Origin of the sequence: Achromobacter xylosoxidans (assembly GCF_001457475.1) — a bacterium.
GTDB classification, from domain to species: domain Bacteria; phylum Pseudomonadota; class Gammaproteobacteria; order Burkholderiales; family Burkholderiaceae_B; genus Achromobacter; species Achromobacter xylosoxidans.
In genome coordinates, this window is the sequence record NZ_LN831029.1 from 3,422,145 (window position 1) to 3,436,334 (window position 14,190).

General features: G+C 66.0%; 8 protein-coding genes. 4 read left to right on the top strand and 4 right to left on the bottom strand.

The window, feature by feature from the left end:
• Window positions 1-5 precede the first annotated feature (5 nt).
• The 4 genes from AT699_RS15435 to AT699_RS15450 all read right to left on the bottom strand — a co-directional run bounded on the left by AT699_RS15435 (window position 6) and on the right by AT699_RS15450 (window position 4,871).
• Window positions 6-548, bottom strand: coding sequence for a hypothetical protein (locus AT699_RS15435; RefSeq protein ID WP_131728527.1), 543 nt, complete (start codon window positions 546-548; stop codon window positions 6-8).
• 278 nt (window positions 549-826) lie between these two features.
• Window positions 827-3,247, bottom strand: coding sequence for a TonB-dependent receptor (locus tag AT699_RS15440; RefSeq protein ID WP_053497454.1), 2,421 nt, complete (start codon window positions 3,245-3,247; stop codon window positions 827-829).
• Window positions 3,248-3,381: 134 nt separating this feature from the next.
• Complete coding sequence (locus AT699_RS15445; protein ID WP_024069013.1) at window positions 3,382-4,374, bottom strand: FecR domain-containing protein; 993 nt, start codon at window positions 4,372-4,374, stop codon at window positions 3,382-3,384.
• Complete coding sequence (locus AT699_RS15450; protein ID WP_006387214.1) at window positions 4,371-4,871, bottom strand: sigma-70 family RNA polymerase sigma factor; 501 nt, start codon at window positions 4,869-4,871, stop codon at window positions 4,371-4,373. The genes AT699_RS15445 and AT699_RS15450 overlap by 4 nt, the downstream gene beginning before the upstream one ends.
• Window positions 4,872-5,186: 315 nt before the next feature.
• Between AT699_RS15450 and pdxR the strand changes: the two genes are divergently transcribed.
• The 4 genes from pdxR (at window position 5,187) to AT699_RS15470 (ending at window position 14,137) form a co-directional block, all read left to right on the top strand.
• Window positions 5,187-6,710 carry a MocR-like pyridoxine biosynthesis transcription factor PdxR gene (pdxR, locus tag AT699_RS15455; RefSeq protein WP_024069014.1) on the top strand — a complete coding sequence of 508 codons (1,524 nt, stop codon included), beginning with the start codon at window positions 5,187-5,189 and terminating at the stop codon, window positions 6,708-6,710.
• A gap of 396 nt (window positions 6,711-7,106) precedes the next feature.
• Window positions 7,107-12,224, top strand: a complete 5,118-nt coding sequence (locus AT699_RS15460) for a S6 family peptidase (protein WP_024069015.1) — start codon at window positions 7,107-7,109, stop codon at window positions 12,222-12,224.
• Between the two features lie 169 nt (window positions 12,225-12,393).
• The gene (locus AT699_RS15465; protein WP_006387218.1) at window positions 12,394-13,389 is read left to right on the top strand and encodes a tripartite tricarboxylate transporter substrate binding protein; all 996 of its coding nucleotides are present in this window, start codon (window positions 12,394-12,396) and stop codon (window positions 13,387-13,389) included.
• Between the two features lie 28 nt (window positions 13,390-13,417).
• Window positions 13,418-14,137, top strand: coding sequence for a class II aldolase/adducin family protein (locus AT699_RS15470; RefSeq protein WP_020927901.1), 720 nt, complete (start codon window positions 13,418-13,420; stop codon window positions 14,135-14,137).
• Window positions 14,138-14,190: the final 53 nt, after the last annotated feature.

Here is a 14,190-nt window from a genome sequence, read left to right on the forward strand (position 1 = left end):
CGGTCTTAACCGAATCTGCGCTCGTTTCTGATCCTTATCCGATCCATCCACTCACAGAACAGAAGTATGAGCAGCATTACGGTGAAGGTTATCAGCGCATCCTCCGTTGCACTGGTCCGTTCATATTCAAGTGTTCTTTTCAAGTATCCCGGCGGAAGTTGACTGACTCCTTCGTGCAATATGTCCGCCACTCGCCTGACCTCCCCAAACACCGGGGCAGCTTGTGCGAACCAGACGACCTTGACCGTCTTCCCCTCAAGATGAACATGCCTTGTGCGTCCATCATTGAAGCAGTCGGGGTTGGCGTTCAGATATTGCCCTCCGCAGGTGTAGTCATGCCCATCCACCATAAGCATGTAACCTCGCTTGATGCGGTACTGAAAATGCGCCGTCCCTTCCGAAACGCGCATGTCGCTCTCTGCCGGAGGCTTGGCCAGATAGGCATAGGCAAATGGGATACCGAAAGCGAGAAGATACCCGAGGAGAAACATCAGCCGCACGCCGTTCTTGCTGCCGATTTTCTTGAGAATTCTTTTTAGCTTCTGCAACGCCCCGCCTCTCGCGATCATTTACACGCACAAGCGAGCGCATGTATAAGGTCGGAGATAATACGAAAGGCAATTGAAAGCCCCATGACAAAATCCGACGTAGCACGGGAAACGCTGTCACGATCGGGCAACATGCGTGCTGGGCACACGGCACGCGCACATGCAAAAAGGCCGGCATGCTTGCGCAATGCCGGCCCTCGCCCGCCGTTCATATCATGGATATACGGAAAATCCGCGCGGCGCCAACTCCGATCCATCCGTGAAACGCCGAACCCGAATCAAAACGCCACCGTGCTCGACAACATCCAGGTACGCGGCGCCGCCGACGAGATGAAGTTGCGCCCAGAGATCGTCCAGTAATGATCGTTCAGCACATTGTTGACGCTGGCCAGGAAGGTAACGTCGTAACCCGCCACGCGGGTGGCGTAGCGCGCGCCGACATCGAAGCGCCGCCATGAACCGATGCGCTGGGTGTTGGCCAGGTCGACGTAGGCCGCCCCGGTATGGATCATGCGGCCGGTCAGCGTCAGGCCTGGAACCGCGGCCAGGTCATGCTCCACCCCCAGATTGACGTTGAGCTGCGGCACGCCAATGGCCCGATGGCCATCGTTGACGCCGTTGGCCGTCTTCAGCATCTTCGCCTCGATCCAGGCAACGCCACCCAGCACGCGCGTCCCCGGCGCCACTTCGCCGAACGCCTCCAGTTCGACGCCGCGGTTGCGCTGGCGCCCCGCCGCCTTGAACACATTGTCGGCGTCGAGGAAGGCGCTGGTCTTGCGGATGTCGAAGTAGGCCAGCGTCAGCCCGTATTCTCCGCGATCCCACTTCAGGCCGATCTCGTGCTGGCGCGAGATGTAGGGCGCCAGTTGCGCGCTGGCATTGCGCGCGCCGGCGGGCGCGGTGTCGCCACGCGTCAACGCCTCGGCATAATTGCCATAGACCGACAGGCCGCCGCCCAGCTTGTACAAGGCCGCGTAGGTGGGCACCACGCGCGACTCGTCGTAACTGCCCTTCTTCAACGATTGGTGGCGGGCGGCGACGGTGACCAGCAGCTGGTCCTGGAACAGGCCGATGGTATCGGCCGCGGCAACGCTGTTCAGGTACTGCGCGGGGCTGTCCACGCCAGGCACGTGCGGCGCGCCGTCGGCAAACGGATCCGGCACGTCGACCTGCTCGTAGATGGTGCCCACGACCGGCGTGGCCAGCCGGCGCGACACCTCGCGCAGATTCCGCAATTGCTGCCGCTGCCGCACCATGCTGAAGGCCAGGCGATGCGAGGTCGGCCCGATGCGGGCCTCGCCGCGCACGCCCAGGTCGCCGACCTCGTTGACCTGGTCCCACAGCATGCTGGTGGCGCTGGCATAACGGTAGCGTCCTTCGCCGTCGATGGTGGTCTGGTCGATGTAGTAGCGAGTCGGCGCGCTTTCCTTGAGCTTGCCGTAGCGGGCGTAGGCCGTCCAGCCCGGCGTGAAGTCCCATTCGCCGCCCACCACGCCGAAGCGCTGGCGCACGTCCAGGACCTCCCAGGAGGGCTTGGGATGGATGTCGGGGTCGGGCACCGACGGCACGCTGGCGCCTGGCGCCAGCAGCCAATGATTGAACATGGGCGTGGAGCGGCGCCGCGTGTAGCCGGCGTCAAGCGTGGCGCGCACATTGGCGCCGCGGTAATCGAGCGCCACCTGCATCGCGTCCAGGCGCCGTCGCGCGTCGTCGTAGCGCTTGCCGTTTTCGGCGGTGGCGTTGACCCGGATCCCCCATTGCCGGTTTTCGCCCAGGCGCTCGCCCATATCCAGGTGCGTGCCGAACAGGGCCTTGTCGGTGGCGTAGGCGGACACGACGCGCACCGGGGTATCGATGGCGCGCTTGGGCACCAGGTTGAAGGTGCCGCCGACGGTGCTGCCGTAGCCCGAACCGCCGATCAGGGCGGCGGCGGGGCCTTTGAGGATCTCCACGCGCTCGTAGTGCTGGATCGGGATGTTGCTGTAGGCGAACAGGCCCTCCAGTCCATCGAACAGGTAGGCATCGCTATTGGTCAGGAAGCCTCGGATCGAACTCTGGTCCAGCGGCGAGGTGGCCGACAGGCTGGTGCGGATGGACGGATCGTTGGCCACGATATCGTTCATCGTGCGCGCGCCCTGGTTGCGGATGAGTTCGCTGGTGAACGATTTGGTGGCGAACGGCGTGTCGAACACATCGCCGTAACCCAGCATGCCCAGGCGGCTGCCGCGCGCCACCTGGCCGCCGGCGAACGCAGGCGGCAGTTCCTGCGCCAGCGCCATTGACGAGGCCCGCACGGTGGTCGCGGGCAACGTGACGACCCCCGGCTGGGTGGCCCGGCGCAGGGCATAGCCGCCCGGCCGGGCCACGGCCTCGATGCCGCTGCCGGCCAGCAACAGGCGCAGGGCCTGCTCGTCGTCATGGCTGCCCGACAGCCCTGCGCTGTGCGCGCCCGCCACCAACGCGGCGTCATAGCTCAGGTTGACGCCAGCGATGCGGCCGTAGCGGGCCAAGGCCTGATCCAACGGCCCCGGCGCGATATCGTACTGGTGCCGGGCGGCCACTCCCGCCGGCGGCGTCTGGGCCCGCGCGGCCCCGGCCACCATGCCGTCGGCGGCAACGCCGGCCAAGGCCAGCAGCACCATGGGCCAGGCGCGGCGGCATGAGGAAACGATTGGGACGGGGCGGAACGGTATGGTCATGGGTTGCTCGATTCGGTCGTATCGGACCCGCCAGGCGCGGGTCTTCTATCTCTCTTGCCGAACGAGACCCCGCAATCCCCTCAGTCGCAATGCGGAAAAGTTGTAACAGCGCCGCCACGGCGCCGTCGGCCCGTCTACGCGCCGGCCGGCAGGATCCGGATCCAGTAGCCCGCCAGGCGGGATACCCGCACGGGCAGCGATTGCTCGATGAAGCGCAAGGTCTGCTCTGGCCGGTCGAGGTGGAAGACGCCGGAAATCCGCAATTCCGCCACCGCCGGGTCGCAGCGGATACGTCCATGCGTGTAGCGTTCCAGTTCGGCGGCGAGGTCCGCCAGGCGGATGTCGCGGCCGGCCACCATGCCATCGACCCAGGCGTCGGGCGCATACCCGGCCTGCTCCGTGGGTTCGACGCCGCGCCGGGCCAGCCAGCGGCTGTCGCCCGCCAGCGCCACCACGCGCATCGCCGGCGCGTCGGCGGGATGCAGCGCCACCGAGCCTTCCAGCACACTGACACGCGCACGCTCGCCAGCGAGCCGGACGACGAAACGCGTGCCCAATGCCTGCAATCGGCCGGCCGGCGTGTCGACCCAGAATTCGCGGCGCGCCGCAAGGCCGGCGTCGGCGCCGGTCTCGACCAGGATTTCCCCGCGCATCAGCGTCACCGTGCGCGCCAGGGCGTCCATGCGCGTGCGCACGGCCGTGTCGGCGTTGAGCACCAGGCGCGTGCCATCATCCAGCAACAGCGCGCGGCGCTCGCCCGCGCCTGAGCTGGCATCGGCCAGCAGTCGTTGCCACGGCGCCTCGGCATAGGCCAGCCAGCCGGTCGCGCCACTGGCCAGGCCGGCGCCGGAGAACGCCAGCAGCTTGAGCGCGCGCCGCCGGGCCTGGCGCGCCCGCGCGCCATCCAGCGCCTGTCCGGCCACGGCGCCATGCTGCGCCGCGACCGTGGAGAACGGGGTTTTCAAGGCAGTGAGATGCCGCCACGCCTGGGCGTGGCGCTCGTCCGCATTCAGCCACGCCGTGAAGGCGCGACGGGTTTCATCGGAAGGCTCGCCGTAATCGACCCTGACGGCCCAGGCGATGGCCGCATCGATCACCCCGGCCGGCAGTTCGACCCCGCGGTTCATTGTTCGAACTGCAAGGCATAGCAGGCGCGCAAAGCGCGGGCGATGTAGCGTTCGACCGTTGCCAACGACAGGCCCAGGCGCAGCGCGATCTGCGGGCAGCTCAGGCCATCGAGTTGCGCCATCAGGAAAGCCTTGCGGGCCGCGGGCTTGAGCGTATCCAGCATGCGGTCGATCTGGACCAGCGCTTGCAGCAGTTCCAGCTGCAATTCGGGTGACGGCGCCAGCGCCTCGGGCTGCGCCGCCAGCGCCTCGAGCCAGGCCTGTTCCAGGTCGCGCCGTCGCCAATGGTCCACCACCAGGCCGTGCGCGATGGTGCGCAGGTAGGCGCGGGGCTCGCGCATGGCCGCCTCGGCCGCGCGTTCGCGCCGCGCCAGGACCCGCAGGAACACGTCCTGCGCCAGGTCGGCGGCGTCGAACGCGTTGCCCAGCTTACGGAGGAGCCAGCCGCGCAACCAGCTGTAATGATGCGTATAGAGGGTGTGGACGGTCTGCGGCACGGCGGATTTTCCGGCCCGCGCAGCTTGGCCTGGCCCGGTTTGGAATGAATGTGGAACGATTCTCGTTATTGTAGACACGGCGGCGAAACCTTGGCAACGAGGCCGCGCCCGCATTCCGTCCCGGCGAAAACCGTCCGACACCCACGGCAAACCGTTCCATTTCCTGCCTGCCGCGCGCCAATGGCGTGCGCCGGCAGGGCAATCCCGCATTCCTTCGGCCGCCGCCGCTCCTCTATCCTGGGACTCTGTCCCTGGTGTCGCCCCGGCCTTCGCGCCCGCGCCGGCCGGGACGCGCCGCCACTACAAGGAGCCGCCATGTCCAGCCAGGCCTCGATGCTCAAGCCTGTGTTGTGGGAACGCCTGTTCGAACGGGAAAGCGCCCCCAACCTCAGCCTGCAGGGCCGTGTGCGGCAGATGCTGGTGTCGGCGATCCTCAGCGGTCACCTGCCGCCGGGCGCGCCGGTGCCGTCCAGCCGCTATCTGGCGGACCAGTTGCGCATCGCCCGCAACACCGTCGTGTTCGCCTACCAGCAGCTGGTCAGCGAGGGTTACCTGGAATCGCGCGAGCGCAGCGGCCATTTTGTCCATGACGGCGTGCTGGAAGGACGCGCCGCGCCGCCCGCCGCGCTAGCGGATGCGGCGCCATCCGCCGACCATGTACGCTGGGACGAGCGGCTGCGCTTTCGCCCCAGCCGCCAGCGCAACATCGTCAAGCCGCGCGACTGGCAGAAACAGCCCTACCCCTTCGTCTACGGCCAGTTCGACCAGGACCTGTTCCCCACCGCCGAATGGCGCGAATGCTGCATCAAGGCCTTGTCGGTGCTGGATATCCGCAGCTGGGCGCCCGACCTCATCACGCATGACGACAGCGCCCTGATCGAGCAGATCCGCACCCAGGTGCTGCCGCGCCGCGGCGTCTGGGCCGATGCCGAGGAAATCGTCATCACCGTCGGCGCCCAGCACGCGCTCTATCTGCTGGCCGACCTGCTGGTCAACGAGGACACCGTGGTCGGCATGGAAGACCCCGGCTATCCCGACGCGCGCAACATCTTCGCCAGCCATACGCGCCACCTGCTGCCGCTGCCCGTGGACGACCAGGGCCTGCGCACCGGCACTCACCTGCTGGGCTGCGACTACGTGTTCGTCACGCCCGGCCACCAGTGCCCCACCACCGTGACCCTGTCGCCCGCGCGGCGCGAGGAACTGCTGACGCTGGCGCGCCAGGCCGACAGCCTGATCATCGAAGACGATTTCGAAAGCGAAAGCCGCTGGGGCGACGGCGCCATCCCGGCGCTCAAGAGCCTGGACCGCGACGGCCGCGTGATCTACGTCGGCAGCCTGGCCAAGTCGTTCGCGCCCGGCCTGCGCATCGGCTATATCGTCGCGCCGCGCGAACTCACCGCCGAGCTGCGTGCGCTGCGCCGCCTGATGCTGCGCCATCCGTCCGCCTACATCCAGCGCGCGTTCTCGCTGTTCATCTCGCTGGGCCACCACCATTCGCTACTGCGGCGGCAATCGCAGGCCTATCAAAAGCGCGGCGCGGAACTGGCGCAGGCGCTGGCGCGCTCGCTGCCCGACTTCACCGCCGTGCCCATCACGGGCTCGTCCTCCTGCTGGCTCGAAGGCCCGGCATGGCTGGACGCCACCGAGCTGGCGCAGGCCGCGCTGGCCGAAGGTGTGGTGGTCGAACCAGGGCAGGTGTTCTTCATGGACGCCAGCGGCGCGCCGCGCAACTTCCTGCGCGTCGGCTTCACCTCGATCCGCGCCGAGCATATCGGCCCGGGCATAGAGAAACTGGCCCAGGTGGTGCGCCGTTTCCGTTTGCGGGCGGCGGCTTGAAAAGGCGCTGAGACGGGATCAGTCCCATTTATCGGCTGATTTAACGCCGGGCTCACCAAACTCGACTTCAATCAGATTTCAGCAAGCGCGCGCAAGCGGGATTCCCTTGGAAATCCTGCTTGCGCGCTTGCTGTATCCCCACGCGCAGCCCGGCGAACGCCGCCCGCTGCGATTGAAGCAATGCCCAGCCGCCTGAATCCGATGGGCGACCCTTGGGCGCATGTCCCATCATGAACAAGATTCACACGCCCAAGCAGCCCAAGCACAACCCCCAGCGCCCGTTGATCGCGGTATTTCAGATCATGCGGCAGACTCCAGCCCGGCTCGACGACAGCCGGGGCCCGGCCGCCCCGCCAGGGATCGCCGATCCGCAAGCTATCGACCGCCCTGCCCCTGTTGATTGCCGCCGCGCTCCCCGGCACCGCCCGCGCAGGCTACGCCAGCATCGAGATTCCCTACCAGACGTATCGGGACTTCGCCGAAAACAAAGGGGCGTTCCGGCCCGGCGCGCTGGGCATTCCGATTTATGACAAGTCCGGCAGTCTGCGCGGCACCTTGAGCGACGTCATCCCCTTCATTGATTTCTCCAGCGTCAGCGACAACAACGCGATCGGAACGCTGGTCGCGCCGCAATATACCGTTGGCGTGGCGCACAACGGTCCTCATGACAGCACCCGCCTTGCCGGCGCCACCTACTCCCAGATCCGGAGAGACGTGCACCCGGATTACCATCGGGAACGGGATTGGACCCAGGAGTGGGATTTCGACGTCACCCGCCTGGGCAAGCTGGTGACCGACGCGGCCCCGATCGCCACGTTTCCGGTGCCGCGCACCTCGACGCCGCTGCTTTCCCTCGGCGACCCGGACCTCTGGACAGAGGAAGAGAAAAAGAAATTTCCCCTGTTCTATCGAGTCGGGATGGGTATCCAGTTCGTCGGCGACCATCCCGAACACGGCCACAATCCCATGACGGGCGCGCTCGAACCCGGCCTGCACGAGCTCGGCTACGCCTACAAATGGGCGACGGGCGGCATCGTCACGCCGACCTGGTCGAACGAGACGTTCGTCATAGCGCGGGGGGACAACGGCCTGCTGCCCTCATTCGTGCAGCACGGCGATAGCGGTTCGCCCCTGTTTGCCTGGGATGCGGAACACCGGCGCTGGGTCCTGGCCGGCGTGGCGGCGGATCTCGAAATCCCCCCCGGCGAGGCCGGCTACGTCTATTGGTCGCACCTGCCCGCGGACTTTCTCGACAGCGTTTTCGACAAGGATAACGACCCCGAAGTGGTTTTCACTGAAGGCAACGGCCCCTTGCGATGGGCATTCGACAGCGCACAGGGCGCCGGCCACCTGACGCAGCAGGGCCGCCAGTTCGTGATGCATGGCTACAAGAAGACGCCAGGCCTGGCCTATGCGGGCGGCAATGGCGCGCTCGACTTCGCCGGTCTTGACGCGGGCAGGAACTTGTCCTTGCGCAGCGAAGGCGGCAAGGGCGTGGGCCAGATCACCTTGCAGGACTCCGTCAACCAGGGCGCCGGTTCGCTGACCTTCCACGACAGCTACGTCGTTTCCCCCGAAACCGACCAGACCTGGATGGGCGGCGGCATCGACGTCAGGGAAGGCGCCACCGTGGTCTGGCGCGTCAACGGCGTGGCCGGGGACAACCTGCACAAGATCGGCCCCGGCGCCCTGACCATCGAAGGAAAGGGCGTCAATCCGGGCGGCCTGAAGGTGGGCGACGGCCAGGTGATTCTGTCGCAGCGACCCGACGACGATGGCCACGTCCAGGCGTTCGACGGCATCACCCTGTCCAGCGGCCGCGCCGAAGTCGTGCTTGGCGACGGCAGGCAGGTCGATCCCGACCATATCAAATGGGGCGCGCGCGGCGGGGTGTTGAACCTCAATGGCAATGACATCACGTTCAATCGGCTGCATGCCAACGCAAAAGACCATGGCGCCGCCATCACCAATACCGCGACGAAAACGGCGGCCATGACGATCAATCTCACGCCCGTGCCGCCGCCAACGGTAAGCGATTACATACGGATGCCGGTCAGAGCGGGCACCGGGCAACGGGGCGACCTTTACAAACAGGGGCTCAGCTATTTCGTCCTGAAGCAGGACAGCTTTGGCGCCGTCCCGACCTACGGCTCCCAGGCGAGCGACGACTACTGGGAATACGCGGGGCCATCCTTCGCCGTTGCGCTGGAAAAGGCGAACGAGCGCAAGCGGGAATACTTCCCCGGGCAGACCGAATTCATCTTCTCGGGAATCGTGCGGGGCAATATCGACGTCGGCGTCGCCAGCCCGTCGAAAACGGTTTTCATCGCCGATGGCGGCATGGACCTCGGCGAGAACACATTCACCCAGCGGCAAGGCGAACTGGTGTTGCAGGGACACCCGGTGATCCATGCGATCAACACCCCCGACGAGGCACGGAAACTGCTAGACCTGGGCGACGATTCCGTCAGGACGCAATCGGTGTCGTTCGACCAGCCGGATTGGGAATCGCGCAAATTCGCCATCAAGAAGCTCGCACTGTCGGACACTACCTTCCGCTTGTCACGCAACGCCACGTTGCTGGGCGACATCGTTGCAGAACGCGCAAAGGTGGTCCTGGGCAGCCCGCTGCTGTACCTGAACAGGAACGATGGCGGAGAATTGCCCCAGGAACCGGTCAAGGGCACCTCCATCGCCAACACGGACGCCGACAAGAGCCGCTATCAGGGAACGGTGGCCTTGAGCGATCATTCCACGCTGGACATCCATGAAATATTTGCAGGCGCCGTTGACGCGCGCGACAGCGCCATCAACGTTTTTTCCGATCAGGCGGCGCTGACGGGCTACAGCCGCTTCACCGCCAGCGCATTGACGCTGCACGCCGGCGCGCATTTGCGCGGGACTGCCGGCTGGTATGGAGACAGCGCCATCACGGTGGCCGACGGCGCGGCACTCACACTCTCCGGCAACACCACGAGCCTGTCCACGACAGAGATTCACCCGGCCCATTACTTCACCAATGGCATCAATCTGGGCGGCGCCAATGCCAGCGTGCACATGGCGCCGGGCAGTCATTCATTCAGCGATGTTTCCGGCCTGGCGGCAAGCGTCATCACTTTGGGCAACGCGGGTGCAACCGCCTCGCCGCAAACCGTGTACGCCGGAGCCGTGACCGCTGCCCAGGCCGGGATGCAGATCCATCACGATTCCCGCTGGATCATCACGGGCGATTCAACGCTGAACTCGCTACGGGCCAACAATGCGATCCTGGGTTTCGACGACAAGAACGCGACGCGCCAAACGTTCCTGACACAGGCAGGTTCCGGTTCCATGCCGCCACTGGCTCCGCCCCAGGCCGGGTCGCCAAAAATCGCCTATGCCCTGGCGGCCGACACCGTTACCGCATCGGACAGCGTGTTTGCCTTTCGCGTCGACCCATACAGCGGCGAGCATGACCGGTTGACGGTCGCCACCCGGTTGGAAGGCAGCGGCAACCGCTTGCGTATCGCGGATTTCGGCCTCCCTCAAACCACCGCTTCCGTGCAGGCCAGGGAAAGCCTGCTGCTCAGCGCCCCTTCCTCCACCCCGGCAAACCTGTTCACGTTGGATCAGGCCTTCGCAAGCAGCCACGACGACGCCACACCGGCGCAAGGCGATCCCTGGTTGGGCGGCCTTGCGGTAAGCCGGGACGCGGACCGGCGGCAATGGTGGCTGCTCAGCATGCGCGGCGATGCGCCCTGGCGCGTGACGCAAGATCGCCAGTTTGACTTGCTGCATCTGCCAACGGCGGGACGCGTGGAGTTGTCTCGGCCCGAAGCGGACTGGACGCCGCACACGCTGAAAACCGACACCATGATCGCCAGCGGCGTGCATTTCGCCCTGAACGCGCGACCTCAAAGCGGGGAAAGCGACAGCATCCTTATCACCACCCTGGCCCAGGGCGACGACAATAGTCTGGACCTCTCGCTCCTGTTGCACGAGCCCGTGGCGCTGGACAGTGCCGGCGCCCTGCTGTTGGCGACCGCGCCTTTGCCCACGGCGGACAGCTATTTCAAGCCCGGCTCCATCACGCAAGGGCTGACCGTCTACTCCCCCAACCTGGAAATCGTCAGCACCGGCACGCAGAAAAAATGGCAATTGACGTACAAGAAGCTTCCAGAAGCGTTGCCGCCCGGCGAGGCGCCCGCGCCCGATGGCGCGCCGGCGCCGCCATCGCCGGGTGATGCCGGCGCCGACGGCAAGCCTCATCCCCCGCTGGATTCCGGATCGACGGATACCCCGGATGCCGGCCATGACAGCGGCTCGTCAGACCAACCCGGCAACGCCACGGACACCGGGCCGACCGACAATGCCGCGCCTCCCGCTGACACGGGTTCACCGACCCTGTCGCTCCCCCCCTCCGAGACGGCGCCTGCCCCTGCCCCCGCGCCGGCCGCGCCACCGGACACCGGTGCTCCTGCGCACGGCGCTGACGGCCTTTCGCCATTCACGCCATTCTCATTGAGACTGTCCGACCTGGACGCCCTGCAGTCGCGCAAGGGAATCATCGACCGGCTGGCGCAGTCCGGGATCGCCGCGGACGACGACACCGTCAACCACATTGCCGCGGTGCGGAACCAGATCGTCCGCACCAGCGCGCTCGCCAGCCTGCCGCGCGTGGCCTTCGTGCTCGAAACCAACCAGCTCAACAAGCGGCTGGGAGATGTGCGCCAGTTGAACGAGGACGCCGGGGTATGGTTCAAGACCGACCACGGCCAGGCGGACTACGACCAACTACGCCTGAAGCACACCACGCTGCAGTTCGGTCTTGACCGCAAGCTTGGCAGGCAGCTGTACGGCATCATGGGAAGCCATACCCGAGGCTCCGCGCAGGGGGAAGGCAGTCTTTCGGAAAAGCACACCACGGGCGGCGTCGGCCTCTACTATGCCTGGATCCATGAGGACGGCCCCTTCATCGACGTGATCGCCAAGTACTTGAGAACCAACCAGACCTACCATCTCCCCGCCAACCTGAACATCGACGCGCAGGGTGTGCGATCCACGTCGCTGCTGGCCAGCGTGCAGGCGGGATGGCGGCAAAATCTGTTCGATGGCCGCGCATTCATCGAACCGTCGATCGAAGTAGCCACCGGCCACACCAGCGCCTACACCTTGCACGGCGATAAAAACAGCATCGATGTCCGGGTCAACGCCAGCACGCCGGTCTATGCCAAGATCGGCGCCGCCGCCGGCTTGAGCCAGCAGTCGGATGAACAACACGGCTTGGCCCTGTCCGTGGGGCTGTTCAGGCTGCAGAACCTGCGGCGCGGCGGCAGTGTCGATATTCTCAACAACAGTGTGCCCGGGGACATGTTGAGCACGCCGATGAGCGACGACAGCCGCTATCTGGTCAACCTGTCGCTCAACGCCAGGCTGTCTTCCAACTGGCGGCTGTATAGCCAGGTCGAAAGCAGCTTCGCCGGAAAGCTCAAGCACGATTACAGCGGACAGGTCGGCGTGCGCTATCAGTTCTGAGCGCGGTCGCGCCGGGTCGGACTGCGTGATGCGCGGCATCATGCCGTGGCCAATGGCTCCGGCGCGGCCATACGAGACATCGTATGGAAAATAATATTTTTTCATTGGAACTCGCATGGCCGGGTCCAGATAATGGCTCCACATAAAAAAACCATACGGAGACATCAAGATGACCAAGCCATGCATGGCGAGGCGCTTGCGGCTGGGCGCCGCCATCGCACTCGCCCTGGGCTTTTCCCCTGCCTGGGCCCAGGCCCCCTATCCCGCCAAACCCATCACGCTGGTCGTCCCCTTCGCCGCGGGCGGCGGCGCGGACGTCGTGGCCCGCCTGGTGGCGGCGAAATTGCCGCAGCAGCTGGGCGGCCAATCCGTCATCGTCGACAACAAGCCGGGCGCCTCGGGCAACATCGGCGCGCAGCAGGTGGCGCGCGCGGCGCCTGACGGCTATACCTTCCTGTTGACCAACAGCACCCTGACGATCAACGCCGCCCTGCAGATGCGCGGCACGCCGGACGTGAAGAAGAGCCTGGCGCCGATTTCGCTGCTGGTCTCGGCTCCCGTCGCGCTGGGCGTGAACCCGGCCATTCCCGCCAGGACGGTGCCGGAACTGGTCGCCTACATCCAGCAGAACAAGGACAAGTTGAGCTATTCGTCCTGCGGCAACGGCACGCCCCAGCATTTCGTGGGCGAATCGGTCAAGCAGATGGCGAAGCTGGACATCGTCCACGTGCCGTACAAGGGTTGCGCGCCCGCCATCAACGACGGGCTGGGCAACCAGGTGCCGGTGCTGTTCAGCACCATTCCCAACCTGGCGCCGCACGCGGACGCCGGCAAGCTGCGGATGATCGCGGTGGCGTCCAGGCAGCGGGTCTCGTTCCTGCCGAACGTGCCCGCCATCGCCGAGACCGCGCCTTTCGGCGACCTCGACATCTCCGTCTGGTTCGGCATCCTCGGCCCGCGCGATCTGCCGGCGGACGTGAAAGCGAAGTTCGAGCAGGCCGTTGCCGAGACGATGAAAAACCCCGCGGTGCAACAGGAATTCCGCGACCGCTACTACGAGGTGGTCCAGACCGGCCCGGCCGCGATGGCGCGGCAGCTTGACGGCGATCTCGGCCTGTACAGCGCGCTGGCCAGCAAATCGGGCATCTCGCTGGACCAGCAGTAGCCATCACACAACACAAGGGAAGAATCTCGTGAGCACACCCATCCAGCACCAACAGGTCATCGACGACCTGGTCACCGCCAACCGCATCCTGGCGCGTTTCGGCGTTCTCGACGGCTTCGGCCATGTCAGCGTCCGCCACCCGGGCAATCCCGCGCACTTCCTGCTGTCGCGCTCGCTCGCGCCGGAACTGGTGACCGCGCAGGACATCATGGAATTCGACGAATCCTCCGAACCCGCCAACGCGGACGCGCGCAAGCCCTATCTGGAACGCTACATCCACGGCGAGATCTACCGCGCGCGCCCCGACGTGCAGGCGATCGTCCACAGCCATTCGCCGTCGGTCATCCCCTATGCCGGATCGAATGTGCGGCTGCGCCCGATCTACCACATGGCCGGATTCCTTGGCGCCGGCGCGCCGGTGTTCGACATCCGTTGCTGCTTCGGCCACACCGACATGCTCGTCAGGAACCGCGACCATGGCCGCGAACTGGCGCAAACGCTGGGGCAGAGCAAGGTCTCGCTGATGCGCGGACATGGTTTCGTCGCGGTCGGCGGCGACATTCCGGTCGCGGTCTACCGCGCCATCTACACGGAGATGAACGCCGCGCTCCAGCAGAAAGCCATCGGCCTTAACGGCGAGATCACATATCTGTCGGACGAGGAAGCCGCCATGGCCGACGACATGATGGCGGGCGTCATGAACCGTCCCTGGGAGCTGTGGAAGAAGCAGGTATCCGCGCAGGCGTGATCGCCCCCTGGCGACGGGCTCGCCGGCGGCGCGGAGCCCGTGCGCTGGCCCTT